The organism is Natronoglycomyces albus, from assembly GCF_016925535.1.
GTDB classification, from domain to species: Bacteria; Actinomycetota; Actinomycetes; order Mycobacteriales; family Micromonosporaceae; genus Natronoglycomyces; species Natronoglycomyces albus.
Genome location: NZ_CP070496.1, coordinates 2,675,958 through 2,698,439, shown reverse-complemented (window position 1 = coordinate 2,698,439; position 22,482 = coordinate 2,675,958). Strand labels below are relative to the sequence as shown.

Genomic DNA, 22,482 nt, shown 5'->3' with positions numbered 1-22,482 from the left:
GATAAAATCAGTCTGTGGCCGGTGGCATGCGTAAGTTCTTTCGCGACGACGCGGTGGTGCTGCGTACCTACAAACTAGGGGAAGCGGACTCCATCGTCTCTTGTTTCGGGCGCAAAACCGGTCGCTTCCGCGCGGTGGCCAAGGGCCTGCGGCGTACCTCTTCGAAGTTCGGGGCACGTCTGGCCCCTTTCGGGCACGTCGACTTGCAACTTATCGAGGGCCGCAGCGGCCTCCACACTGTCACCCAAGCGGTGGGGATGCACCTCAACGGTGGCGTGATTTCCTCAGACTGGAGTCGCTACACCTCAGCGTGTTCGATCGCCGAAGCCGTGGAACGTCTGGTGCCCGAAGACAATGAGCCTGAGGTCGAACTGTTCCAGCTCACGCTGGGGGCGTTTCGGGCGCTGGCGGAGACTGATCTGCCCGGCCCGCTGGTACTGGACTCGTACTTGCTGCGCGGGATGAAAACGGCCGGATGGTCCCCCGAACTCACCAACTGTGCCACCTGCGGCGGCGAGGGGGAACATCGAGCGTTCTCCGTGCCCGCTGGGGGAGCGGTGTGTTCGGATTGCCGCCCGCCTGGCTCGTCCATTCCCTCAGCACCGGCGGTAGCGCTGATGCGGGCGCTGGACCAAGGCCAGTGGGCAGATGTGGTCGATACGGGTGTGCGGGAACGTAACGAAGCGGCTGGTTTGATCGCCGCTCATTTCCAATGGCATTCGCAACGGCCCCTGCATACCCTCACCTATGTTCCTCGCTGAGGAGGCTATTTGCTCCAGCAGGCCGTAAAAGGGGGCCAACGCGGTTCACAGAGCTGACTCGGCGGACCTCACGGTGGTACAGGGGCCGTTTAATCGCAGCCAATAGGTAGCGGCAGAATGGCGGAGTCTCTAGCCACATGGCCCGACATCTTGCCTAGGAGGATTCTTGAGCCGCTACCAGCCACCCAACCCCCACCCGACCGGCGCTCGACCGCCCGCGATCGAGTCGAACCTCATCCCGCAGCATGTCGCTTTGGTGATGGACGGCAATGGGCGCTGGGCCAAGCAACGCGGACTCAAGCGCACCGAGGGCCATGCGGCGGGTGAATCGTCGCTGTTCGACGTCATTGAGGGCGCGCTGGAGCTGGGCGTGTCTACGCTGTCGGCGTATGCGTTCTCCACGGAGAATTGGCGGCGCTCGCCTGAGGAAGTGCGTTGGTTGATGGGCTTCAATCGCGATGTCATCCACCGGCGCCGGGACGAGCTCAATGCCATGGGCGTGCGTATTCGTTGGGCGGGGCGTCGCCCGAAGCTATGGAAGTCGGTCATTAGGGAACTCGAAGTGGCTGAGCAAATGTCGAGGGACAACGACAAGCTCACGTTGCAGTTTTGCGTGAACTACGGGGGCCGCGCTGAGATCGCCGACGCGGCCGCAGCCCTGGCCCGGGACGCGAAAGCTGGCAAGATCAATCCCAACCGGGTGACCGAGAAGACATTCGCGCGCTACTTGTACAACCCTGACTTGCCTGATGTGGATTTGTTCGTACGCTGTTCGGGAGAGCAACGTATGTCCAACTTCTTGGCCTGGCAGTCGGCCTATGCGGAGTTCGTGTTTATGGACAACGTGTTGTGGCCTGACTTTGACCGGCGACATTTGTGGGCAGCGTGTGAGGCCTATACGGAGCGCGACCGTCGCATGGGCGGGGCGATTCCGAACCCGGTACCTGCCACCAGCGGTCAATAGCCAGTTCCGCCGCAGCTTCGGCGCGGCTCTAGGAGGCCTATGGCAAGCGCTGTGGTCTTTCCGGCACGTTGGTGTGGTGTGAACCGTACTCTCGCAGCGTTGGAGCCGCCTTGGCGCCTCCGCCCCAAGTCCCCAGACCTGGTGGAGCCTTCATCGTGATTTAGTGCTAATGGAACTATGACCATCAACCGTATAGTGCTATTATTGCTAGCATCATACTGTTTAGAGTGAGTTCCCAAGACCCCCTGCCGCTGCACGAGCAACTCGCCGGCAGTATCCGCCGTGCCCTGGTCGATGGCAAGCTCAAGCCGGGCGACCGCATCCCTCCGGCCAAAGAACTGGCCGAGCAACTCGACATCAACGCCAACACCGCCTTGCGAGCTCTCCGCGATTTGCGTGACGAAGGGCTCTTGGAGTTTCGACGCGGGCGTGGCATCCGCGTCTGCCCTGGCGCTGAAGTCCACGGTGAGCTTCAACAATTGATCGTCGAGCTCTTGGGCGAAGCCAATCGACTCGGGTACACCCGCGCAGACCTCATTACCCTCATCGAAAGGACTCATCCATGACTCCTGAGCGCCGCGCCTATCTTATTTCTTGGGGAAGCGGCATAGTGGCCTTGCTTCTCATCTGGGGCACTTTTCCGTTCTTCCGAGCTAGCCTTCCGGACCCACTGGCCACCCACTGGAGCAGTTCGAACCTGCCCAATGGCTCGCAAGGCCACCTGATGTTTCTCGGTTTTGCCTCCGGCCTGGTGATCATCCAATTCATTATCGTGTTGTGCCTCAACCTCTATTCGGCGAGTGCGAAAGCCGCCGGAGAGGAAAACGCCATTGACTCACGTTTCGTGACCTCATTTAGCCTCGGCTGGGCTACTTTCGCGGCCAGCGTCTATTTCTCGCTCATTTACGTCAACCACGGACTGAATCATTGGTCGGAAGCCGGCAGTCCTTTGCCCGGTGTCCTCACCGCACTGGCAGCTTCGATTGCCGCAGCGACTCTCGGTTGGTTTCTGGGCGTGGCGGCAAATCGCAAAGCCGTCGATCCAGCCGAGGCGTTTCCGCTGGAAGCCGGGGAGCGCCTTACCTGGAGCGGAAGCATCTCCTCGGTGTGGTTGCCGGTAGTCGTGGCGATCTCGCTCATTAGCTCGATAGTGCTCGTGTACGCATCGCTCGGGTTCACTCTCGCGGCGCACCTCATCTTTGTATCGCTATTGCCAGTACTGGCCTTCGGGACGCTGATCCTAGGTAGCGTCTCGGTCTCGGTGGGCAAAGTTGGGGTCGTGATCCGCTTTGGTGTTGTGGGTTGGCCTCGTTGGGTCATTCCCCTGGACGACATCGAACAGGCCTCGGCGCAAGAGCGACATGGCTCTGAGGTTGGTGGATGGGGCTTCCGCTTCTATTCGGGCGGCAAGGCCGTCATGTTGCGCAGCGGACAATGCCTGGTCTTGCAACGCAAGGGATCACTCGGTGAGGTAACGATCAGCATTGACGACGCGCAGACAGCCGCGTCGACTATCAGCACTTTGCAGCAGGCACCGCAAAATTCTTGACCGCCAATTAGCTTTGGTTAGTTGGTCTCGCGCACGATGTCGTTGGGTTCACGCTGCGCGGCCAATTCCGCGCGCAGCGCCTCAACGGTTTCGTGTAGCTGTGCGGTGCGTTCCAAGAGCAACGCCATCTGAGAAGAATCAGCGGGAGCCTGTTCGACCAGCGCGGTGGTCTGGTCGAGGGTGGAAATCCCAGCGAAGCGCGATTGCGAGTCGCTTTGAGGAATGGCTCTGCCCTCCTCGGGAGCAATCGGCTCTGGAGAGACGGGCGTGGGGGAGTCCTCATGGCCGGGGTCGCTGGGGTGGCCGCTTTTGCGTGCTTCTTCCATCGACGCGAGCACCACCCCGATCAAGATATTGAACAGGATGAACGCGCCTATGAAGATGAAGGTCAAATAGTAGGGAATTGTCAGGATCGATACTTCGATGCCCGCGCGCATTACGTTTCCCACGTCGTCGAGGACCATGAGCTGAAACAGGTGTAGCGCCGCGCGGTCGATGGTGCCGAATCGTTCAGGATATGTCTGGCCAAACAGGATGCAGCCCAACATCCCCCACAGATAGACGATCACGATGGTCAGCGCGATGAGCCCAATTGACTTTGGGATCGATCGCGCCGCTCCCATCACCACGACGCGCAAACTGGGGAACGCTTGGAAGAGCTTGAGAATCCGGGCCAGCCGCAGTAGACGAAGCAACGTGGCGTTTTCCCGCATGCCGGGTGTGAGGGCGGCGACGACGACTATGAAGTCGAAGACGTTCCAGCCGTGCTTGAAGTAGTGCCACGGTCTGCGCCCGAAGGCGATGAGCCCGATGATGACCTCGAGGGTGAAGAAGGTCAGCGCTGCGGTATCGACCCAGGCGAGTGCGAATCCTCCCGTGGCGACGGCGTCGGGGTAGGTGCCGATTCCCAGTGAGATGGCGTTGAGGAGGATGACAGTTATGGACAGCCATTGAAACCACGTCGACGACACAAGGTAGCGGCACAAGAGGACGCATTGGTTAGTGGAGGGTTCGTACACGGTAAAAATCTACCGGTTGTTCGCTAGTGAACTTTGGGATGCTCCGGCAAGCGTGCGGGCGCAGATGATTCCAGGTGGCATTCTTCTGTGGCGCGTCCGCCCAGCCGCAGCTGAGAGCCGGGCGGCCCCGTGGGCGATTGACGCTTGGCGCGACAGGTGCGGAGGGGTTTTCTCCTGCGCCACTTCAAAGTGGTGACGAGTCGGATAGCAGACTCCGCTTTGCTGTGTTGTTTGTCACTCTGGAGTGGGTATGAGTATCCATCGAGGGGGTCGAGAATGCATCTAATCCGAACAAATGAGGCATATTCCTATTCATGCGCTGTTGGCAATGATTATCAATAGCGCGCATAGTGAAAGCATGCGACGCTCAACTTTCTTTGCCCTCCCCCTGGCCGGAGCTCTTGCCGCTTCCGCGCTGTCCGCATGTGCCACCGATGAAGAAGCCGACGCCGAAGGCGTCGAGCTCGACATCACCGCTGCCTTTTATCCCTTGGCCTTCGCCGCCGAGTCAATCGGTGGAGATCGCGTCTCCGTCACCAACCTCACTCCTCCTGGTGGCGAACCGCATGACGTCGAATTGTCCCCGCAGGATCTGGCTACGATCGTGAACTCCGATTACGTGGTCTACCTCGAGGGCATGCAGCCCGAACTGGACGCGGCTGTCGCCGAGCACACCCCAGAGACCGCCCTCAATGTGGCTGACTTCGTAGACATGGTGCGTCTGGGCGACGACACCACAATCATCGACGAAGACGACGACGAACACCACGATCATGACCACGACGGCCATGACCATGACCACGATCATGACCATGACCATGACCATGACCATGACCATGACCATGACCACGATCATGACGGCCACGACGATCACGACGACCACGGTGAAGAGGAAGAGGACGACCACGGCCACGACCACCACCACGAGGCGGACCCGGACTCCATCGACCCGCACGTGTGGCTCGACCCGATCCGCTACCAGGACATCGCCACCGCCATCGCCGACACGTTCGCCGAGCTCGACCCCGCTGGCGCCGATGAATACGAGTCCAATCTCGCCCAGTTCAATGAGCAACTCGATGACCTGCACGAAGAATTTGAGACCCGTCTGGCCGACCGCGTAAGCGACGACATCGTCACCTCACACGCCGCCTTTGGCTACCTGGCACAACGCTATGGCCTCAACCAGATCGCCATCTCCGGCCTCAGCCCCGAAGCCGAACCTTCTTCGGGCCGCATGGCGACGGTCACCAATTACGTCAACGACAACAACATCACCACGATCTTCTACGAGACCCTCGTCTCGCCAGATATCTCCGAGACCATCGCCGCCGAAACCGGCGCCCAAACCGCAGTCCTCGATCCACTCGAAGGGTTCTCCGCCGATGAGGACGATGCCGACTACTTCTCCGTAATGCACGACAACCTCGACGAGCTCGTGAAGGCGCTCGGAGGGGAACAAGGGTAAAGAAAGGGGCTCCTCAGTAGCTCTCGCCCAGCCGCCGGCCGCATGATCTCAACTGGCCGCGACTGGGAACTGCGAGAACAACTGATCGAACCTCGGGGTCCTACCCGTTCGCGGTAGGACCCCACCAACGACAAAGGATCGCCACCGACCAGATGTCCATTATCGAAACGCATGGCGTGACCGTCTCCTACGGCGGTCGCGCCGTCCTGCGTGAAGCGAGCCTGACTCTGCAACCGGGCGAGTCGGTCTCCCTCATGGGAGCCAACGGATCGGGCAAGTCCACCCTCGTGCGGGCCATCCTCGGACTCGCCCCGCTCACCGCCGGCAAGATTGAGCTCTTCGACACTCCACAGCGTCGGTTCCGCGACTGGAAACGCATCGGCTACGTCCCCCAACGCTTGGGAGTCGCCGGAGGTGTCCCCTCCACAGTCGGTGAAGTCGTCGCCGCCGGACGCCTGGCCCACCGTCGACTCCTCATGCCCAGTCGTAAGCGTGACCGGGCCGTCATATCCGACAGTCTCGAAGCTGTCGGACTAGCCCACCGCGCCACGGAAGCCGTGACGACGCTCTCCGGCGGCCAACAGCAGCGAGTCCTCATCGCCCGGGCCCTCGCCACCGAACCCGACCTGCTGATTCTGGACGAACCCACCGTCGGCGTGGACGCCGACACCCAAGCCACCCTCGCCGAAGTCGTCGGGGACCGGATTCGCGCTGGATGCGCGGTCCTCTTGGTCACCCACGAACTGGGCCCCCTTTCATCCACGGTCGAGAGAGCGCTCATGCTCTCCGAGGGTGACATCATCTATGAAGGGCCCGCCCCGAGCGGCGACCACGATTGCGAGACTCCCGAACAACACCCCGTAGAGCAGGGCGAACACTGCCACGGCGACCAGACCACCGTGCCCGACCGCAACATTTGGGGTGCCACATGACCCTGTTCGGAATCGACCTGACGATCTTCCAATTCGACTTCATGCAACGAGCCCTGCTGGGCGCGCTCATCGTCGGATTCTGTGCCCCGGCCGTCGGCGTGTTCCTGGTCCAAAAACGCCTGGCCCTCATCGGCGATGGAATCGGACATATCGCCCTCACTGGTGTCGCCATCGGGTTCCTTACCTCCACCTCACCGATGTGGACCACGCTGGCCACTACCGTCGTCGCCGCCGTGGTGATGGAATTGATGCGGCGTTACTCCAAGACCTCCGGTGACGTCGCGTTGGCGATGATGTTCTATGGCGGTTTGGCTGGCGGCGTGTTCCTCACCGGTTTGGTCAGTGACCGTGGCTCCGTGGACCTGCACGCCTTCCTTTTCGGTTCTCTGCTGACCACCAGCGAGGCCGACATCTGGGTTATCGGTATCGGCGGCGCGATTGTCGTGTCGATCATGTTGGCCCTGCGACCTTGGTTGGCCGCGATTTGCCATGACGAGGAACACGCTCGTGTCTCGGGCCTGCCCGTGGTCTTCCTTAACCTCCTGCTCATGGTGACCACGGCAGTGGTCGTCTCCGTTTCCATGCGGGCAGTGGGCCTATTGCTGGTGTCGGCCCTGCTGGTCGTGCCCGTTGTGACGGTGCAACAGTTCACGCGGGGATTTTCCGCCACGATGTTCTCGGCGATGGGGCTTGGGTTCGTGACCGCGGGCTCGGGCGTGGTCGCCGCCGGACTACTCGATGTGCCGCCCGGCTCCACCGTGGTCCTCCTGGGGGTGGTCGCGTTTATTCTCACCGCGATCCTCACCGCCCTATGGAGGCGCTGGCAGGGATTCCTCGGGGCACGCACCAAGGGAGTGCCTCTACAGCCACTCGACGGCGCGCGAGCATCAAAGGAACCTGAAATTCCTGTTCAAGAGCCCACCTCTGGGGGGTCTGTCCCCGCCGATAGTCTTGAGGTCACGCCCGGCAGAAGCGTTGGCCCCACCGTTTCCGATGCCACTGGCGACGCAGATGACGCCTCGGAAATGGCCGAAACCGGACCTGGCAGTCGCAGCTGAGGTTTCGCGCGTTAGGTTTAGACGTGTGGATGGTAGGACGAACTCAGAGACACCCAGCAGCTACGAAGCAGCCGGGGAGCTGTTGCGTGCGCTCTCGGCGCCCGCGCGGATCGGTATCGTTGTAGCGCTCAACGCCGGACCCAAGTGCGTCCATGAATTGGTCGACGAGTTGGACGCTCCGCAACCGCTGATCTCCCAACATCTGCGGGTGCTGCGCAGCGCCGGAGTAGTCAAGGGCAAGCGCTCTGGCCGGGAGATCAGCTATTCCTTGACCGACCACCACATTGCCCACATTGTCACCGACGCAGTTCAACACGTCCGGGAGGAGGACTGATGGCAGCCGACACTTCTCCCAAGCCGAGGGACACCGCCAGCGGCCCCAAACGCCGCCCCGCAGCCAAGAGCGTCACCGGTAAGCCACCGACCGAATCGATGGCCCGCTCCACCAAACAACGCAGCGCCATTATGGATCTACTTGGCCAGGTCAGCGACTTCCGCAGCGCTCAAGAACTGCACGCGACCTTGCGCGAACAAGGTTCGCGCATCGGCTTGACCACCGTCTACCGCACATTGCAAGCGCTGGCTGATGCCGGTTCGGTCGATGTCATGCGGCTTGACGGCGGCGAGGTCTTCTATCGGTTGTGCTCCGATGGCCACCACCATCACCTCGTATGTCGGGTTTGCGGCAAAACCGTTGAGGTCGAAGGGGCGGTTGTGGAAACGTGGGCCGATAAGGTCGCCGCCGAGTACGGCTTTACCAATGTGAATCACACGTTCGAGCTGTTCGGCCGCTGTGCTGACTGTTCGAGCTCCGAGCAGTTAGTCATACCTCGCGCCGGATGTGGCTGTGTATGGCCCGATGTGGGTGTTGACCGCGTCGAGGTCCTCAGGTCAGCCAGTCTCGAGCGCCGATGGTGATCGAGTGACCAAACACAATTGACATGGAGAGGCCCCATGACCATCCGTGAGCACCCGCTCAAAGGCGAATTCGACGTTGATTCGGCCACCTGGGAGCGAACCGAGCGCGAAGACGGCACGCCTGGTGCGCTGGAGATTGGCTACGGTCGCAATGGCCTCGTGGCCCTGCGCATGGCCGAAGATCCGGACGGCGACATCCTCATCTACACCAAAGACGAATGGGATGCCTTTGTGGCCGGGGTACGCGATGGCGAGTTCGATCCCGAAACGTTCGAGGAGGAGGCGGCGGAATTGGAAGCCGCCGAGCAGGCCACCGCCGCCGAGTCTAGCGACAAGGGCTGAATTCAGCCGAAGAACTTATATATTCCCAGCCCGGTCAGCATCGCGATCGCCAGGATTCGCATGAGGGCCATGCCCGGTGCCGTCTGCTTGGCTCGTCCCAACCAGGCCACACTCGCCGCGAGTGCCGCCAACGCCAGGGTCAGGATGCCGCCCAGGATGCCGGGAATGAGTAGGATGACAGCGGCACCGCCTGCCACCATCAAGAAGATCGCGACCGGGGAATATTGCTCCGCTCGCGCCACAAAGCGAGCTAGGGTGGTCGATTCCGTCTGGTCGCTGTTGTCCATGGTCGGTCGTCTCCGATCCGGTAGGTTTGCCAGGGCACGGTGGTGCGGTGGGCCCAGGTTCGATAGAGAGCAGGGCCTGTGCGGTGTGCCGAGGCGCTTGAGTGTGGCCGCAGGTGAAGTCTACAAACGTCGGCGCGCTTTGGGACCGAACAGGTATGTAACGCCGAGAGCCTCCCTCCCGGTCGTGGCGCGTGCAGACGTGAAAGAGTCCCTATGATCGCAGATTCAGGGAAGGCCAAACATGTTGGTGGTTAATAGGTTTAGGTTGCGGGGCGAAGACACCGACGGTGGTGCTGGAGATGACCCGCAACAGTTTCTCCATGAGGCGACCACGGCGCTGGAGGCGCTTGGCGCCTGTGCGGGTTTCCGGACCGGTCGTATTGCTCGCGCCGTGGATGAGCCCGAAACCTGGCTTATGTTGACCACCTGGGACAACGTTGGTTCCTACCGCCGGGCGCTATCGAACTTCGGTGTGAAGATGTGTACTCCGTTCTTGGGCAGGGCCGAGCCGGAGGCTTCTGGTTTTGAGGTCTTGGCTTCCAGCGATGGCCCTGGTGGACCGCGCCTTCTAGACTCAGACTTGGCTGGCGAAGGGAGCTGAATCGACGTGACCGACTCTCATTCGGGCGCTTCCGCGTCCAGCGAACAGGCGCAACAGCCCTCATCTGATGTCACCAGCATGCCGTCGGCCGAACAACAACCCCACCAAGCCGCCGCGAGCGACAGCACGGCGAACTCTCAAGCCCCTGCGGGCCTCTCTACGAATCCAGCCTCCGACTCGGCTGCGGACCAGCCGATGACTGGGCAGCCGGTGCCCGGGCCCGCTGCGGCTCTAGGAGGACCTTTCGCGGCACAGTCGGGCCAGCCTGGCTACCATGGCCCGCCTCCTCCGGACTTCGACGGGGATATCGTTCCCTTCGCGGCTCCTCCGAAGGAACGCAACAGCACTCGTTTTACGCTGGCCCTCGTCGGTGGCATCCTCGGAGCGGTGTTGTTGTGCGGCGGAGTGATCTTCGCTGTGGTGACGATGACCTTTCAGTTGGAGTCGGCGGTGCGCGAGGAGGTCGTGGCCGTGACTGACCAATTTCTCGAAGATATCGAGCAGCAGCGCTATCAGTCGGCCTATGAGAGCCTGTGCAACTCTAAGCGCGACGAGGCCGATCAACGCGTTTACGAGCGGGAATGGCAGGGCTGGGACACCTCTGGTTGGACGGCCGACATTAGTCGGGTCAGTCAGACTGCGGCCGGTGACCTGCTTTTGCCGGTGGAGTTCGCCGATGGCCAGGAGTGGCTTTTCGAGATCTCCTTCGATGGTGGCGATAACCTCCTGGACATCCAGGTGTGCGACTGGGAGCGCGACTAGGGGTACCCGCTAGCTGTGGGTGGCTCATGGTTACCGCTGGCGAGACCATAGAGGCTAGCTCTCCCGCATGACCTCGACCAGGCCCTCCGAGAGGCCGACGGCGCGCCGGGGCATGTGACACTGCTGCCGGTCTGCGGCCTACCTCGGGGTAGGCTAGCGTCCTGGGTGGGGCCGAAGGTATTCACGGCCACCCATTCCCCGCAGCTACTGACCTCGCTTGACGAGGGATAATTAGCTTGCGCACCGGGTTTTCGACGACGAAACTCAGAGAAACCATTCTCACCGACCGCCAGCCGGATGGAGTAGATTCACCATGTCCAAAGACAGCATTGACCCGATTATCAGCCTCTGTAAACGCCGAGGGTTCGTCTTCCCCTCCAGCGAGATCTACGGGGGTACGCGCTCTGCTTGGGACTATGGGCCGCTGGGAGTAGAGCTCAAGGAAAACGTGCGTCGTCAGTGGTGGAAGGCGATGGTGCAAGGCCGTGACGATGTGGTCGGCATCGACTCCGCGGTGATCCTCGCTCGCCAGGTCTGGGAGGCTTCGGGTCACCTCAAGGAGTTCACCGACCCGCTGACCGAGTGCCACTCGTGCCACAAGCGTTTCCGCGCCGATCACCTGATCGAGGCATATGAGGAGAAGCACGGTCACGAGCCGGAGAAGGGCCTCGACGAACTGGCCTGTCCCAATTGCGGCACGCGCGGCAGCTTTACCGAACCACGCATGTTCAACGGCATGATGAAGACGTTCCTCGGGGCAGTCGAGAGCACCGATAACGAGCACTACCTGCGTCCGGAGACCGCGCAAGGTATCTTCACGAACTTCACCAACGTGATGACCTCGGCGCGTAAGAAGCCGCCGTTTGGTATCGCCCAAGTTGGTAAGGCGTTCCGAAACGAGATCACGCCGGGTAACTTCATTTTCCGCACTCGGGAGTTCGAGCAAATGGAGCTGGAGTTCTTCGTTGAGCCCGGCACCGATGAAGAGTGGTTCGAGTATTGGCTCACCGAGCGCTGGAACTGGTATGTCGACTTGGGTATTTCGGAGGCGAACCTGCGCCGCTACGAGCACCCGAAGGACAAGCTGAGCCACTACTCCAAGCGCACCATCGACCTGGAGTACCGCTTCAAGTTCGGCGGCAGTGAGTTCGGCGAGCTGGAGGGTGTGGCCAACCGCACCGACTTCGACTTGGGTGTCCACGCCAAGCATTCAGGCGCGGACCTGTCGTACTTCGACCAGGCAAAGGGCGAGCGTTGGACCCCCTATGTCATCGAACCTTCCGCGGGTCTGACCCGATCGGTCTTGGCTTTCCTGATGGAGGCCTACGATGTCGACGAGGCCCCGAATTCCAAGGGTGGGGTCGACAAGCGCACGGTGATGCGGTTTGATCCCCGTCTGGCCCCGATCAAGGTGGCGGTACTGCCGCTGTCGCGTAACGAGAAACTGTCGCCGAAGGCAAAGGATCTCGCTGCGGAGCTGCGCAAGAACTGGAATGTTGACTTCGACGACGCGGGTGCGATCGGGCGTCGCTATCGCCGCGCCGACGAGATCGGTACTCCATACTGCGTGACGGTGGACTTTGACACTTTGGACGATCACGCGGTGACGATTCGCGACCGGGACTCGATGGCGCAGGAGCGGGTGAGCTTGGACCAGGTGAGCACGTACTTGTTTGAACGTCTGAACAAGTAACTGCCAGCGGCTCACCCCATGGGGTGAGAATTCGTATATGACTGTGGGGCGGCAACCTTTGGTTGCCGCCCCACAGTGTAGGTCGAGAACTCTGCGCAACCGGCTTAGAGCTCCTATCAGGTTTCTCTTCCTACTGCGGTGGAGTGATGTCGCGCCTGGCCGCGTTGTCGGCCCTTGCCCATACCCGCTGGGTATGAACAAGGGCCTCCGCCTCCCCACGCACTGACAGCACACCATCCTCGCCACGGAAACAAACCTGATAGGAGCTCTTAGAGACTCAGTGACAGTGCGAGAGTGTGAAAAGTATGTGGTGTTGCCGGTTGCCAAGCGCTGGCAGATGTGTCGAAGACAGGCTGTGCGCTTGCGGTTTATTCGCAGGTGACGATGCTGGAGGTTTCAATCCATCCGGTCGGATCTGTTGCTACGCCAGAGCTGTGCTTCACCGAAATCGGTCGGGAAGTCGAGGCCCAGAGTGAGGCGGGGCTCTGCGGAACAGTCACCTTAGAGGCGGCGAGGTCGTTGTTGGCCATTCGAGATGGGGCCGGTTCGGGTTCGCTCACCTCTGAGCCGCGGGAGGCGTTCTCCACTGCCCGGCCGGATTGCAATTGTTGCGACATTACTTGGATCATCTCCTTGATTCACCCTCTAAACGCACCAATACCTCTAAAGGTTACGGGTTTTGGAGCCATGTCACTAAGGGAATTGATCCACAGTAAATGATATTCGCAAGTAAGAGAGCAGCAATTCCATAATGTGGGATGGTCGGTATTGCTAGTGGGATTGACTCCTGGGGCGGCCCCGGCGATGGACTCGCCTACCGGCGGCAGGCTTACGCTGGTGTTTCGCCGCCTTTTGCCCGCCAGTCTGGAGGCGTGAGCGTGACCTATGCACGGCGCTGGCCGGCGCAATGTGGCAAGAATGTGACATTCAACGATAGCGAAGTACTGACCTTAAATATAACGCCGGTACTAATTGTGATTACCGACGGATCAGAGTTGATAACGGTCTTATTGCCACTTTGCCGGGACATGATACCGATGAGGTGGACGCGGGGTAGTCCTTTTGGTTGAGGGGCTTTATTGGGCCGCCACAGGTTTGTCTGTGACGGCCCAGCGCGGCGTTGATATCAAGGGTAAGAATGCGCGAAAAAGAGGCGGCAAAATGTTAGCGCGAGTGTGCGGGCGAGCCACAAAATGCTTAAGTCCATAGCGACACAAAGGCATCATGTGCCTTTGGTGACGATGGCTGTTGCCTCTGATGCGTTGACCGAGCTGAGGCCGGGAGACCTCACCAGGAGGCTTTGCGGACCCCGGGGAGTTCTCCGCGGAGGGCCATCTCGCGTAGCCGCACGCGGGAGAGACCGAATTTGCGGTATACCGCGCGGGGCCGCCCGTCGACGACATCGCGAGTGTGTAGGCGGCTAGGGGAGGAGTCTCGTGGCAGCGACGCCAGCTTGTGTACGGCCCTGGCTCGTTCGTCGGCCGGTGTGTTCACGTCACTGATGATCTGCTTTAGCTCTTGCCGCCTTTGGCGGTGGCGCTCTACCAGAACTGTGCGCTTTTGTTGCCTGACCACGGCGCTCTTCTTGGCCATTAGCGTTCCTCTCTGAATTCGACGTGCCGCTTGATGACCGGGTCGTACTTGCGCAGGCGCAGACGGTCGGGATTGTTGCGGCGATTCTTGGTGGTCACATAGGTGAATCCGGTGCCTGCGGTCGAGCGCATTTTGATGACCGGCCGGATATCGGTTGATTTCTTAGCCATGAGCGCCCTTCCTCTTCCTCATGTCGGCGACGACGGCCTCGATACCGCGCTTGTCGATGATTTTGATGGCGGTGGTCGAGACCCGAAGGCGAATCCAACGCTGTTCGCTGGGTAGCCAGTACCGTCGCCGTTGCAGGTTGGGCTCCCAGCGGCGGCGCGTTTTGCGCTGTGAGTGGGAGACGTTGTTGCCGTAACTGGGTCCGATGCCAGTGACGTCACACTTTTTGGCCATGCTGTACCTCCTTCGCCGCAGAGTATATAATGATAATCGTTTTCAATAGCAGCGCGGTCAAGAACGACGTGTCCAAGAAATCAGGAGGGTGAGAATGACCTACCTCAGTGCCCCCGGGGCCGGAACGACTCGACGCGACGATCTGCGGCCCGCGGTCACACTGTTGGCCGGCCTCAACCCCGTGGCCACCCGAGACGTCGCCGACAACCTGTTGCAGGCCGACCCGACCCTGCTAGTGGTGGAGCACGAACTCACCGAGCTGCTCGTCAACGGGACTGTCATACGGACCGTCCGCGACGGCAATGGAGTACTGGAGGATGAAAAGTTCGCCCCGGACCACCCGTGCCTGTCGTGCACGTTGCGCGAAGACCTCCTCCCAACCCTGGTGCGTCTGGCCAAGACTCACCCGCGCCGCGACCTCGTCGTCGCCCTCCCCGCCGCCGTCGAACCCGAGGCAGTGGCGGCCGTGTGCACCTGGTGCCTCGTCGACGGCAAGCCCGTCACCGACTCGGTACGCCTAGACTCGGTGGTGACCGTGTGCGACTCGGCCTCAATCGCCCTGTCACTAGAGAGCCCCGATGACTTGGCCGACCGAGGAATCAATGCGGCCGACAACGACCACCGAGCGCTGGCCGACGTGGCCTGCCGTCAAATTGAATACGCCGACACCGTGGTGTTGTGGACGGCTGGCACCGACATCACCTTTGACGACGCGCGCGTAAGCGTGCTGCTACAGCGGCTGAACCCGTGGGCGGCGCATCTGCACACCTACGGACTCACCCCCGCTGCCCTCGCCTCCGAACTACTGCGCAGCGAGCGCTACGCCGAGACAACTCCCGACCTCATTGGCCGGGGTCTGGAAGGCTTCGGCGTTGGCGTCAACGAACCGGTGGCCGACTGCGGCGTCACGGCCACCGTCTTTCGCACCCGCCGCCCGTTTCATCCCCAACGCCTCCACGAATCACTGGACGGCATTGCCTCGATCAGCCTGCGCGGACGCGGACACCTGTGGATTGCCTCGCAACACTCGACCGCCGTGGCCTGGGAGTCCGCCGGTGGCGGCGTCTCCATGGGGTCGCTGGGCAAGTGGATGGCAGCCGCCGAAGACGCCGACTGGGACGACATCAGCCCCCAACGCCATGTCGCGGCCTCCCTGAACTGGACCCCCGAATGGGGAGACCGGGAAAACCATCTGGCCTTCATAGGAGTGGGCATGGACGTGGAGCACATTCACCGCTTGCTCTCGTACAGCTTGCTAACCGACGAGGAAATCGCGGCCGGGGCCAAGGCCTGGGAGTCCTACGAGGACCCCTTCGCGGGCTGCTTCCCATTGACCGACGAAGACGTCGCCTGAGCTCGCCACGTTCGCGCAACACCGCGTCGGCCTCAGCTATCGACACGCCATTAAGGAGAATCATGAAACCGGGAATCCATCCTGACTACGCACCAATCATCTTCCGGGACAAAGGCGCGGACTGGGCCGTGCTCACCCGTTCGACCATGACGTCCACCGAGACGATGGAATGGGAAGACGGCCAAACCTACCCGGTTATCGACGTGCAGATTTCGGCCGCCTCACACCCGTACTGGACCGGCCAACAGCGAGTCATCGACGATGAGGGCCGAGTGGCGAAGTTCCGTCGCCGCTATGGCAAGACCAGTTCGTGACCTTGTCACCCGAATACCCGCACACTTAGGAAACCGGCCGCAGCAGTCATACTCCGTTGTGGCCGGTTTCCTCTCCGCGAGAGAACGAAGACGTGGCCGGGTCACCGCCAACTCTCTCCACCGTGACCGTCTCGCCGCCGACGACCGGCCCGGCTAGCTTCAAGAGGCCCCAATCATTGGCCCGACTGACCGGCCAATTGTAGTCACTGGCGACATGGATGTCAGTGACCTCGTAGTTGTTCATATCGGGGCTGGTCACATCAATCGCCCCATGGCACGTGGTTCTGCGTCATCGGGGTGTGATTGGTCGAACGCACGAAACTGCTATGAGGCTAAACCGGACATGAGTCGCTTGAGAGCCTTCTGAGCTGGGAAAGAATTCACTGAATGCCGTCCCCGAATCAGTGTGGTCTCAAAGTTAAAACGCTGCGCCTTCGTTCCTGGGGCGGAATGGGCGGCAATCGTCCACAGAATGTGGCCGCGCCGGTGGCGTGGCCTCGCTTGCGCTCAAACAAATACGTTGCGCCTAGACGCGCCATACGCCAGACTCAACCACCGACACGGCACGTACAACGTTCCGCCAGTGTGTCCGAGACCCCACACCACGGGATTCCTAGGCATCTGTGCGCCCGCGATGAGAGTCCGCAATGGACTGAGCGTTAGTTTCTACAGAAAGGAGCTGTGTCATGACTTTTACCGAACTCGTCAAGCAAGGCCATCGCGCCACGGCTCCCATTCGCCTATGGGGAGACCCAGACGCAGTCGAAGACTCCGCGCGTCAACAACTGCACAACATCGCCGCCCTGCCTTGGGTACATGGAGTGGCGGTCATGCCCGACGTCCACTACGGCAAGGGCGCGACTGTCGGATCGGTGATCGCGATGCAAGGAGCGGTGTCGCCCGCAGCTGTCGGCGTCGACATCGGCTGCGGAATGACTGCCCAGCTCACCTCGCTGACAGCCGCTGACCTGCCCGATAACCTGCGCAAACTGCGTGCCAACATTGAGCGAGACATTCCGGTCGGGCGTGGAGCCCACAAGCGGGCCGTCGACCCCGATGCGATCAAGCTCGACATCGGCCACTGGTGGGAGTTCTGGAACGGATTCTCCGACCTCGTCAAGGGAGCCTCCTCGTCGCTGAAGGGCAAAGCGCACAAGCAGATGGGAACCCTCGGCGGCGGTAACCACTTCATCGAAGTGTGCCTCGACGGGCAAGACCGCGTATGGCTGATGCTGCACTCCGGTTCCCGCTATATCGGTAACGCGCTGGCGATGCACCACATCGAGAAGGCCAAGCAGCTGCCTCACAACCAGGACCTGCCTGATCCGGACCTGGCGGTGTTCGTAGCCGACACCCCACAGATGCGGCAATACCGCCAAGACCTGTACTGGGCGCAGGAATACGCCAAGCGCAACCGGGCGGTCATGATGGGTCTGCTTCGTGGTGTCATCCGCCGGCAGTTCCCCACGGTCTCTTTCGAACCTGAGATCTCGGCGCACCACAACTATGTCTCCGAGGAGACTCACGATGGCCAGGAGCTGCTCGTCACCCGGAAGGGCGCAATACGCGCTGGACGCGGTGACATGGGAATCATTCCCGGCTCCATGGGCGCGGCAAGCTTCATCGTGCGTGGGCTGGGAAATGGCAATGCGTATGATTCGGCCTCGCATGGTGCCGGTAGGAAAATGAGCCGCACCAAGGCGCGCAACGAGTTCACTGCCGAGGACCTGCGGGCGCAGACCGCTGGTGTGGAGTGCCGCAAAGACGGTGGCGTGATCGATGAGATCCCATCTGCCTATAAGGACATCCACGAAGTGATGGCGGCCCAGACCGACCTGGTGGAGATTGTTGCCCAGCTCAAGCAGATCGTCTGTGTCAAGGGCTGATATCGAGGCCCGAACGTGTGGTGGCGCATGAACTAAGCGTTTGTGCGCCACCATTCTTTTGACCTCGTTAAAGGGCCGGTATTGCCCGATAGCTGAGGTTACTTCGGCGGTGGGTATCCGCCAGGGGGTTGGTGTTGGTAGGTCAAGCCCGGTTGACTGGGCGGGCCTGGCATGGCCGGTTGCGCCATTGTCAGCTGTGCCCGCTTCGTTTTGCTGATGGCCCATCGGCGCACTCCTGGAGCGAACATCATGACGAACGTCAGGAGCATCAGTAGCGGCATGGTGGCCAGCATGATCAGTGTGAATAGCATAAATGGGGGGAAGTTGGACTCGTAGGCCTCATCAATGAGGACGAAGCCAAAACCGATGCCAAAGGTGATCGGAACGATGAGGAGCCCAATCCAGATTGGGGTGAAGATGCGAATCCAGAACCACCGGCGGGCCAAGCCTAGGGCACTGATCAGGCCGAACAAGATTATTGGCATCGGTAGGGAGTAGAAGAAGTACTCCATGGTGCGGTCGCTTCCGTCCTCGAGCCCATAGGCCACGGCAGCGGGCACGAAGTCTTGAAACATCGCCCACACTGTGTAGATTCCAAGCCCGGAGATGGCGACGATCGATAGCAAGAACACCAATACGGTTGTGGCCACGCCGGGCATGGTGCCAGGGATCGCAGGACCCATTGCCGAGGCCGGGCCGGGCATAGGTGACCGGCTATACGGCACGGGGGGCGACGGCGGCATCTGCGTGGGCACAGGGCCTGGTTGCCCCATACTCGGTGCGGACTCTGGGCCGGAAGAACGGGGCCCGTAGGGCTGAGCTGGGTGGTTGGGGCCGTGGGGGCCAGGTTCCATCGGGTGCGGATTCTGGTGGTGGAGCGGGTTGGACACGGCAATCCTTCAGTCGAGTATGGCTACGGGGGCCATGCTATTGCGGACATCGACAGCGTGTGCAACGGCGTCGCTGTGGGCGCAGTGAGGTCCTCACCAGGGAAACTCCGACGACAAACGGGTAGGCGTCACCGTCCTCAGGTGATGCCTACCCGTTTGTCGTCAGGATCGCGCTCAGGCAGCCAGGGGCTGCTGAGGGTGATGCGTTGCCGCGGCCGCATTGGCTTCAGCGGTGGTCACTACTAGGTTTTGCTGCGACTGGACGTAGATGACGTGAGTGCCGAAGACAAAAACCAGTAGCGTGGCTACTCCCGTGCTGAACGAGGGGGCAATGCCGACGGCTTGCTGTTGTTGTTTCATCGATTCGCAGAATTTGAACCAATTGATGATCGGCCAAATCATGAGGGTGATAAATCCGAAGAGGCATGAAAGGACGGCATTTGCGCCGCCAACATTCTTACGCCCTTGCGGATTAACATTCTGTACCTCGTCACAGATTTTCGCCATCCATATGAGGTTGTATATGCCGAGGGTGACGATTCCGAGAATCCAAGTGACGGCTGGTTGACGGTGTTTGACAATGAGCACTGGATGTATCTCCAATTCAGGGTGTGCAATAGCGGCCTCACTGGTCGAACCGGGGCGGGTAGATACCGCATTCGCGGGCCCGAGGTACTCGATCCATACAACAGGGGTTGCTTGGCTGGCCAGAGGAATCGAGTCTGGGATGCGCGGCCGGAAGTGGACTAACTGAGCATGGCGGCCACCTCAGTGATCCGATGAGGCTTATGCAAAAGGCGCTTTCGGCGTTCTTGTCGACTCGTTTACCTGCGTAAACTTCGCCTCCTGCGGCCTTGAATGTGCACTTTTGCATAAGCCTAGTTACTTGGTAAGGCGATACTCAATGGACAGAAAGTCTGGTCGCTGATTGCGGGGGGTTGGTGGCATTGGGCAATGCCACCATTACGCTAGCACGCCTTTGAAGAGCGGCGATTCGTGGATACGTATGCGTGACAACTGATTTGGATAAGAGTTAATAGTACCTTTTGCGTGGTGACTAACTCGCCGGAGAATCGGGATGTATCCACCCCTAGAGTCCAATTGCGAATGAGTTCGGTTATATTGCCAAACGATTGATCACACTCTGGTACTACCTGTTGCTCTAACGCCAGTTGTGAAAGCGGTCGGTGGCCTCATTTTGGGCGAACACCGCACAGCCATCGGATTGATAGGGTCGAATGCCACAACGAAACGAGGGAGCGCATCGCATGGTACGAACTTTGACCCGAACCTCCCGCACGTGGCTCACGGCAGTGGCGACAGTCCCGCTGGTGGCGGCCGGATGCGGCAGCCAGGACCGGAACGAGCAACCGCTTGAACTTGACTCTCAGGTCGAAGAAGGCCCCTACGAGGTGATGACCGACCCGGTGGAGGCAGAGAACGTCGCGGGTCGCTTCGGCGGAGGAACTTTGTACTACCCGGATGACAACAGCGAAACCTATGCGGTGATCGTTGCCGCTCCTGGACTTGGCGCGCGAGAGAACATGGTCTCGTGGTACGGGGACTTGCTGGCCTCGCACGGGTTCATTCTTCTCACAATGGACACGCTGGCGACGAACGATCAGCCAGACGCACGTGGTGCGCAGATACTCGAGGCGCTGGAATACGTCATCGAGGACAGCGCGGCCTCAGCCATCGCCGACCCGCACAGCCGGGGAGTATTGGGGCATTCGATGGGCGGAGGTGGTGCCCTCGTAGCCGCCGCCGAGGGCGACATCGACGCGGTCGTCGCCCTCACTCCCTACTACGGCGCCGATCGTGACTGGTCGGCGCTGACCGCCGCCACCTTGATCATCGGCGGTGAGTACGACCAGGTTACGACAAACGAAGAGCACGCCGAACCGCTCTACGAAGCCATCGATAACTCCCAGCAGAAGGCCTATCTCAACCTGTACGGCGATCACTTTGTGGCTAACTCTCCCTCGCGGATCGTCACCGAACAGGTCGTGGCCTGGTTCACGCTGTTCTTGGACGAGGACTCCACTTATGCGAACCGGCTGTGTCCGCCGCCGCAGCCTGGTGAGGGCATCGTCGAATACCGCGATACCTGCCCCAGCTAAGGCAGGCTTCAGGGCCGGGCGAGCACCAAGCTCCCCATTGTGTCGCCTTTCACAGCCGATGCTGTCACGTTTGCGGTCGTTCACTCCGTCGTAGGAATGAAACACCACGACAAACCGTAAGGACGAAACACGATGAGCGAACGTATGGACATCTCGCAGGCCGCTCCCGACGGCTACAAGGCTGTACTCAACCTGGAGATGTATGTCCGTGAGGCCGTGGAGCACTCGCTACTGGAACTAGTGAAGCTCCGCGCCTCGATCATTAACGAATGCGCATACTGCGTGGACATGCACAGCCGTGACGCACTAGCGGCCGGGGAAGACTCGCGCCGGTTGTTCACTGTCGCGGCCTGGCGTGAATCCCCGTTCTTTTCGCAGCGGGAGCGGGCGGCATTGGCCCTGACCGACGAAGTCACCACCCTCGGCCGAGAAGGCGTGACCGACCAGGTTTGGTCACAAGCCACTGCGGCGTTCTCCGAAAAGGAGCTGGCCGACCTGCTCCTGGCCATCTGCACCATTAACGTGTGGAACCGAATCGCCGTACCCACCCGGAAGGCCCCGCCCCAGACGGTGTGAGAAAGGGGAGCTGAGTTCGATGGCGCGCATAGGGGACCGAGCCGGTAACGTCCTGGGCATGGATCCGCTCGGAGAACATCGCCCCATGCTGTTTGGTCTGGCCTACCGGCTGCTGGGCAGCGTCGCCGATGCTGAGGACGTGTTGCAAGACGCCTACCTGAAGTGGCGTAGCGTCAGCCACGAAGAGATTCGGCAGCCGCGACGTTACCTGTCGCGCATTGTCACCCGTGCCGCCATCGACCGGCTTCGGGCCCGGGGTAGCCACGAGACCTACGTGGGTCAGTGGCTGCCCGAGCCTGTGCTCACCTCAACGCCAGCGCAGCTACTAGACCCGGCTGAGACGGCCGAGCGACGCGACTCGGTGGCAATCGCAACGCTGCACATTATGGAGCGTCTCGACCCAGTGGAGCGGGCCGTATACGTACTGCGGCAAGCCTTTGAGCTTCCCTACGTCCAGATAGCCGAAACGGTCCAGCGCTCCGAAGGACACTGCCGGCAGCTCTTTCGACGGGCCTCGGCACGTCTGGACGAGGATCAGCGACACTTCTCGCCCAGTCGAGCCGAACACGCTGCGCTACTGGCGAGCTTCCTGGCCGCCGCGTGCCAAGGCGATGTTCCGGCGCTACGCGCGCTTCTGCACGAGGAAGTCGTGGCCTGGACTGATAGCGGTGGAGCTACGAAGGCCGCCCGCAATCCCATCGTCGGTGCCGACAAAACTAGCCGCTTTTTCGCTGGAGTCTATGGACTACGCGATGGGATGACGACGACGTTCGTCGAGCTCAATGGCGCGCCCGGAGCGATCATGCGCCTGGCCGATTTCACCCAGGCGATCAGCTTCGCTGTTCATGATGGACGTATCAGTGGGGCATTTGTGGTCTCCAACCCGGACAAACTGACCACTATCGCTGGGGTGTGAGTCGGCCGTATGCGCATATAGGCTCTCGATATCCACCGTGTGGCCCGGCCACGCTTCTCATGTCCGCGCAGTGGCCA

Annotated in this window: 27 protein-coding genes and 1 pseudogene; 19 read left to right on the top strand and 9 right to left on the bottom strand. The window is 61.0% G+C overall.

Annotated features, from left to right (window positions below; translation table 11 throughout):
- Window positions 1-14 precede the first annotated feature (14 nt).
- The 4 genes from recO (at window position 15) to JQS30_RS11505 (ending at window position 3,274) form a co-directional block, all read left to right on the top strand.
- Window positions 15-761, top strand: coding sequence for a DNA repair protein RecO (recO, locus tag JQS30_RS11520; protein WP_246497890.1), 747 nt, complete (start codon window positions 15-17; stop codon window positions 759-761).
- Window positions 762-927: 166 nt separating this feature from the next.
- Window positions 928-1,725, top strand: a complete 798-nt coding sequence (locus JQS30_RS11515; protein ID WP_213170411.1) for an isoprenyl transferase — start codon at window positions 928-930, stop codon at window positions 1,723-1,725.
- 215 nt (window positions 1,726-1,940) lie between these two features.
- Entirely contained in the window at window positions 1,941-2,291 is a 351-nt protein-coding gene (locus JQS30_RS11510; protein ID WP_213173064.1) for a GntR family transcriptional regulator, read from the top strand.
- The gene (locus JQS30_RS11505) at window positions 2,288-3,274 is read left to right on the top strand and encodes a hypothetical protein (RefSeq protein ID WP_213170410.1); all 987 of its coding nucleotides are present in this window, start codon (window positions 2,288-2,290) and stop codon (window positions 3,272-3,274) included. The genes JQS30_RS11510 and JQS30_RS11505 overlap by 4 nt, the downstream gene beginning before the upstream one ends.
- Before the next feature lie 17 nt (window positions 3,275-3,291).
- On the opposite strand, the gene JQS30_RS11500 is transcribed toward JQS30_RS11505, so the two are convergent.
- Window positions 3,292-4,293: an ion transporter gene (locus tag JQS30_RS11500; RefSeq protein ID WP_213170409.1), complete on the bottom strand. Its 1,002-nt coding sequence runs from the start codon at window positions 4,291-4,293 to the stop codon at window positions 3,292-3,294.
- A gap of 358 nt (window positions 4,294-4,651) precedes the next feature.
- On the opposite strand from JQS30_RS11500, the gene JQS30_RS11495 reads away from it, so the two are divergent.
- The 6 genes and pseudogenes from JQS30_RS11495 (at window position 4,652) to JQS30_RS11470 (ending at window position 9,011) form a co-directional block, all read left to right on the top strand.
- Entirely contained in the window at window positions 4,652-5,761 is a 1,110-nt protein-coding gene (locus JQS30_RS11495; protein ID WP_213170408.1) for a metal ABC transporter substrate-binding protein, read from the top strand.
- Window positions 5,762-5,913: 152 nt separating this feature from the next.
- Complete coding sequence (locus JQS30_RS11490) at window positions 5,914-6,693, top strand: metal ABC transporter ATP-binding protein (RefSeq protein WP_213170407.1); 780 nt, start codon at window positions 5,914-5,916, stop codon at window positions 6,691-6,693.
- A complete protein-coding gene (locus JQS30_RS11485) occupies window positions 6,690-7,751 on the top strand; it encodes a metal ABC transporter permease (protein ID WP_246497888.1) in 1,062 nt (353 codons plus the stop codon). The genes JQS30_RS11490 and JQS30_RS11485 overlap by 4 nt, the downstream gene beginning before the upstream one ends.
- 25 nt (window positions 7,752-7,776) lie before the next feature.
- Window positions 7,777-8,085: an ArsR/SmtB family transcription factor gene (locus JQS30_RS11480; protein WP_213170406.1), complete on the top strand. Its 309-nt coding sequence runs from the start codon at window positions 7,777-7,779 to the stop codon at window positions 8,083-8,085.
- A gap of 98 nt (window positions 8,086-8,183) precedes the next feature.
- Window positions 8,184-8,558, top strand: a pseudogene (locus JQS30_RS17715) (Fur family transcriptional regulator); the annotation flags it as partial.
- 147 nt (window positions 8,559-8,705) lie between these two features.
- Window positions 8,706-9,011, top strand: a complete 306-nt coding sequence (locus tag JQS30_RS11470; protein ID WP_213170405.1) for a DUF397 domain-containing protein — start codon at window positions 8,706-8,708, stop codon at window positions 9,009-9,011.
- 2 nt (window positions 9,012-9,013) lie between these two features.
- Here the strand turns inward: JQS30_RS11470 and JQS30_RS11465 are convergent, their stop codons facing one another.
- Window positions 9,014-9,298 carry a hypothetical protein gene (locus tag JQS30_RS11465; RefSeq protein WP_213170404.1) on the bottom strand — a complete coding sequence of 95 codons (285 nt, stop codon included), beginning with the start codon at window positions 9,296-9,298 and terminating at the stop codon, window positions 9,014-9,016.
- A 241-nt stretch (window positions 9,299-9,539) separates the two neighbouring features.
- Between JQS30_RS11465 and JQS30_RS11460 the strand changes: the two genes are divergently transcribed.
- The 3 genes from JQS30_RS11460 to JQS30_RS11450 all read left to right on the top strand — a co-directional run bounded on the left by JQS30_RS11460 (window position 9,540) and on the right by JQS30_RS11450 (window position 12,354).
- Entirely contained in the window at window positions 9,540-9,899 is a 360-nt protein-coding gene (locus JQS30_RS11460) for an antibiotic biosynthesis monooxygenase family protein (protein ID WP_213170403.1), read from the top strand.
- 6 nt (window positions 9,900-9,905) lie between these two features.
- The gene (locus JQS30_RS11455; RefSeq protein WP_213170402.1) at window positions 9,906-10,661 is read left to right on the top strand and encodes a RodZ family helix-turn-helix domain-containing protein; all 756 of its coding nucleotides are present in this window, start codon (window positions 9,906-9,908) and stop codon (window positions 10,659-10,661) included.
- Between the two features lie 313 nt (window positions 10,662-10,974).
- The gene (locus JQS30_RS11450) at window positions 10,975-12,354 is read left to right on the top strand and encodes a glycine--tRNA ligase (RefSeq protein WP_213170401.1); all 1,380 of its coding nucleotides are present in this window, start codon (window positions 10,975-10,977) and stop codon (window positions 12,352-12,354) included.
- 368 nt (window positions 12,355-12,722) lie between these two features.
- On the opposite strand, the gene JQS30_RS11445 is transcribed toward JQS30_RS11450, so the two are convergent.
- The 4 genes from JQS30_RS11445 to rpmB all read right to left on the bottom strand — a co-directional run bounded on the left by JQS30_RS11445 (window position 12,723) and on the right by rpmB (window position 14,349).
- On the bottom strand, window positions 12,723-12,971 hold the full coding sequence (locus JQS30_RS11445) for a hypothetical protein (protein ID WP_213170400.1): 249 nt from the start codon (window positions 12,969-12,971) through the stop codon (window positions 12,723-12,725).
- A 670-nt stretch (window positions 12,972-13,641) separates the two neighbouring features.
- The gene (rpsN, locus tag JQS30_RS11440) at window positions 13,642-13,947 is read right to left on the bottom strand and encodes a 30S ribosomal protein S14 (RefSeq protein WP_213170399.1); all 306 of its coding nucleotides are present in this window, start codon (window positions 13,945-13,947) and stop codon (window positions 13,642-13,644) included.
- A complete protein-coding gene (gene rpmG, locus JQS30_RS11435; protein WP_213170398.1) occupies window positions 13,947-14,117 on the bottom strand; it encodes a 50S ribosomal protein L33 in 171 nt (56 codons plus the stop codon). The genes rpsN and rpmG overlap by 1 nt, the downstream gene beginning before the upstream one ends.
- Window positions 14,110-14,349, bottom strand: coding sequence for a 50S ribosomal protein L28 (gene rpmB / locus JQS30_RS11430; protein WP_213170397.1), 240 nt, complete (start codon window positions 14,347-14,349; stop codon window positions 14,110-14,112). The genes rpmG and rpmB overlap by 8 nt, the downstream gene beginning before the upstream one ends.
- A gap of 94 nt (window positions 14,350-14,443) precedes the next feature.
- On the opposite strand from rpmB, the gene JQS30_RS11425 reads away from it, so the two are divergent.
- Together JQS30_RS11425 and JQS30_RS11420 are read left to right on the top strand one after the other, a co-directional pair.
- Entirely contained in the window at window positions 14,444-15,703 is a 1,260-nt protein-coding gene (locus JQS30_RS11425; RefSeq protein WP_213170396.1) for a CobW family GTP-binding protein, read from the top strand.
- A gap of 62 nt (window positions 15,704-15,765) precedes the next feature.
- Window positions 15,766-16,017 carry a type B 50S ribosomal protein L31 gene (locus JQS30_RS11420; RefSeq protein WP_213170395.1) on the top strand — a complete coding sequence of 84 codons (252 nt, stop codon included), beginning with the start codon at window positions 15,766-15,768 and terminating at the stop codon, window positions 16,015-16,017.
- A 46-nt stretch (window positions 16,018-16,063) separates the two neighbouring features.
- On the opposite strand, the gene JQS30_RS11415 is transcribed toward JQS30_RS11420, so the two are convergent.
- Window positions 16,064-16,276 (bottom strand): hypothetical protein, encoded by a 213-nt coding sequence (locus JQS30_RS11415; RefSeq protein ID WP_213170394.1) that lies wholly within the window; start codon window positions 16,274-16,276, stop codon window positions 16,064-16,066.
- Window positions 16,277-16,703: 427 nt separating this feature from the next.
- Here JQS30_RS11415 and JQS30_RS11410 point away from each other — a divergent pair, with 427 nt between their 5' ends.
- Window positions 16,704-17,903: an RtcB family protein gene (locus tag JQS30_RS11410; RefSeq protein ID WP_213170393.1), complete on the top strand. Its 1,200-nt coding sequence runs from the start codon at window positions 16,704-16,706 to the stop codon at window positions 17,901-17,903.
- Between the two features lie 98 nt (window positions 17,904-18,001).
- Here JQS30_RS11410 and JQS30_RS11405 read toward each other — a convergent pair whose 3' ends face one another.
- Together JQS30_RS11405 and JQS30_RS11400 are read right to left on the bottom strand one after the other, a co-directional pair.
- Entirely contained in the window at window positions 18,002-18,553 is a 552-nt protein-coding gene (locus JQS30_RS11405) for a hypothetical protein (protein WP_213170392.1), read from the bottom strand.
- A gap of 414 nt (window positions 18,554-18,967) precedes the next feature.
- Window positions 18,968-19,381 carry a DUF4234 domain-containing protein gene (locus tag JQS30_RS11400; RefSeq protein ID WP_213170391.1) on the bottom strand — a complete coding sequence of 138 codons (414 nt, stop codon included), beginning with the start codon at window positions 19,379-19,381 and terminating at the stop codon, window positions 18,968-18,970.
- A gap of 680 nt (window positions 19,382-20,061) precedes the next feature.
- Here JQS30_RS11400 and JQS30_RS11395 point away from each other — a divergent pair.
- From JQS30_RS11395 to sigJ, 3 genes are all read left to right on the top strand, one after another.
- The gene (locus JQS30_RS11395) at window positions 20,062-20,913 is read left to right on the top strand and encodes an alpha/beta hydrolase family protein (RefSeq protein WP_213170390.1); all 852 of its coding nucleotides are present in this window, start codon (window positions 20,062-20,064) and stop codon (window positions 20,911-20,913) included.
- 132 nt (window positions 20,914-21,045) lie between these two features.
- Window positions 21,046-21,489 carry a carboxymuconolactone decarboxylase family protein gene (locus JQS30_RS11390; RefSeq protein ID WP_213170389.1) on the top strand — a complete coding sequence of 148 codons (444 nt, stop codon included), beginning with the start codon at window positions 21,046-21,048 and terminating at the stop codon, window positions 21,487-21,489.
- 58 nt (window positions 21,490-21,547) lie between these two features.
- Entirely contained in the window at window positions 21,548-22,405 is an 858-nt protein-coding gene (gene sigJ / locus JQS30_RS11385; RefSeq protein ID WP_213170388.1) for an RNA polymerase sigma factor SigJ, read from the top strand.
- Window positions 22,406-22,482: the final 77 nt, after the last annotated feature.

Bases quoted from the DNA above. Each gene is read 5' to 3' on its own strand.
- JQS30_RS11485 (WP_246497888.1), top strand. From the start codon at position 6,690: ATGACCCTGTTCGGAATCGACCTGACGATCTTCCAATTCGACTTCATG.
- JQS30_RS11425 (WP_213170396.1), top strand. From the start codon at position 14,444: ATGACCTACCTCAGTGCCCCCGGGGCCGGAACGACTCGACGCGACGAT.
- JQS30_RS11390 (WP_213170389.1), top strand. From the start codon at position 21,046: ATGAGCGAACGTATGGACATCTCGCAGGCCGCTCCCGACGGCTACAAG.
- JQS30_RS11450 (WP_213170401.1), top strand. From the start codon at position 10,975: ATGTCCAAAGACAGCATTGACCCGATTATCAGCCTCTGTAAACGCCGA.
- rpmG (WP_213170398.1), bottom strand. From the start codon at position 14,117: ATGGCTAAGAAATCAACCGATATCCGGCCGGTCATCAAAATGCGCTCG.
- JQS30_RS11465 (WP_213170404.1), bottom strand. From the start codon at position 9,298: ATGGACAACAGCGACCAGACGGAATCGACCACCCTAGCTCGCTTTGTG.
- JQS30_RS11490 (WP_213170407.1), top strand. From the start codon at position 5,914: ATGTCCATTATCGAAACGCATGGCGTGACCGTCTCCTACGGCGGTCGC.
- sigJ (WP_213170388.1), top strand. From the start codon at position 21,548: ATGGATCCGCTCGGAGAACATCGCCCCATGCTGTTTGGTCTGGCCTAC.
- JQS30_RS11445 (WP_213170400.1), bottom strand. From the start codon at position 12,971: ATGTCGCAACAATTGCAATCCGGCCGGGCAGTGGAGAACGCCTCCCGC.
- JQS30_RS11505 (WP_213170410.1), top strand. From the start codon at position 2,288: ATGACTCCTGAGCGCCGCGCCTATCTTATTTCTTGGGGAAGCGGCATA.
- JQS30_RS11470 (WP_213170405.1), top strand. From the start codon at position 8,706: ATGACCATCCGTGAGCACCCGCTCAAAGGCGAATTCGACGTTGATTCG.
- rpmB (WP_213170397.1), bottom strand. From the start codon at position 14,349: ATGGCCAAAAAGTGTGACGTCACTGGCATCGGACCCAGTTACGGCAAC.
- JQS30_RS11410 (WP_213170393.1), top strand. From the start codon at position 16,704: ATGACTTTTACCGAACTCGTCAAGCAAGGCCATCGCGCCACGGCTCCC.
- rpsN (WP_213170399.1), bottom strand. From the start codon at position 13,947: ATGGCCAAGAAGAGCGCCGTGGTCAGGCAACAAAAGCGCACAGTTCTG.
- JQS30_RS11460 (WP_213170403.1), top strand. From the start codon at position 9,540: ATGTTGGTGGTTAATAGGTTTAGGTTGCGGGGCGAAGACACCGACGGT.
- JQS30_RS11395 (WP_213170390.1), top strand. From the start codon at position 20,062: ATGGTACGAACTTTGACCCGAACCTCCCGCACGTGGCTCACGGCAGTG.
- JQS30_RS11495 (WP_213170408.1), top strand. From the start codon at position 4,652: ATGCGACGCTCAACTTTCTTTGCCCTCCCCCTGGCCGGAGCTCTTGCC.
- JQS30_RS11420 (WP_213170395.1), top strand. From the start codon at position 15,766: ATGAAACCGGGAATCCATCCTGACTACGCACCAATCATCTTCCGGGAC.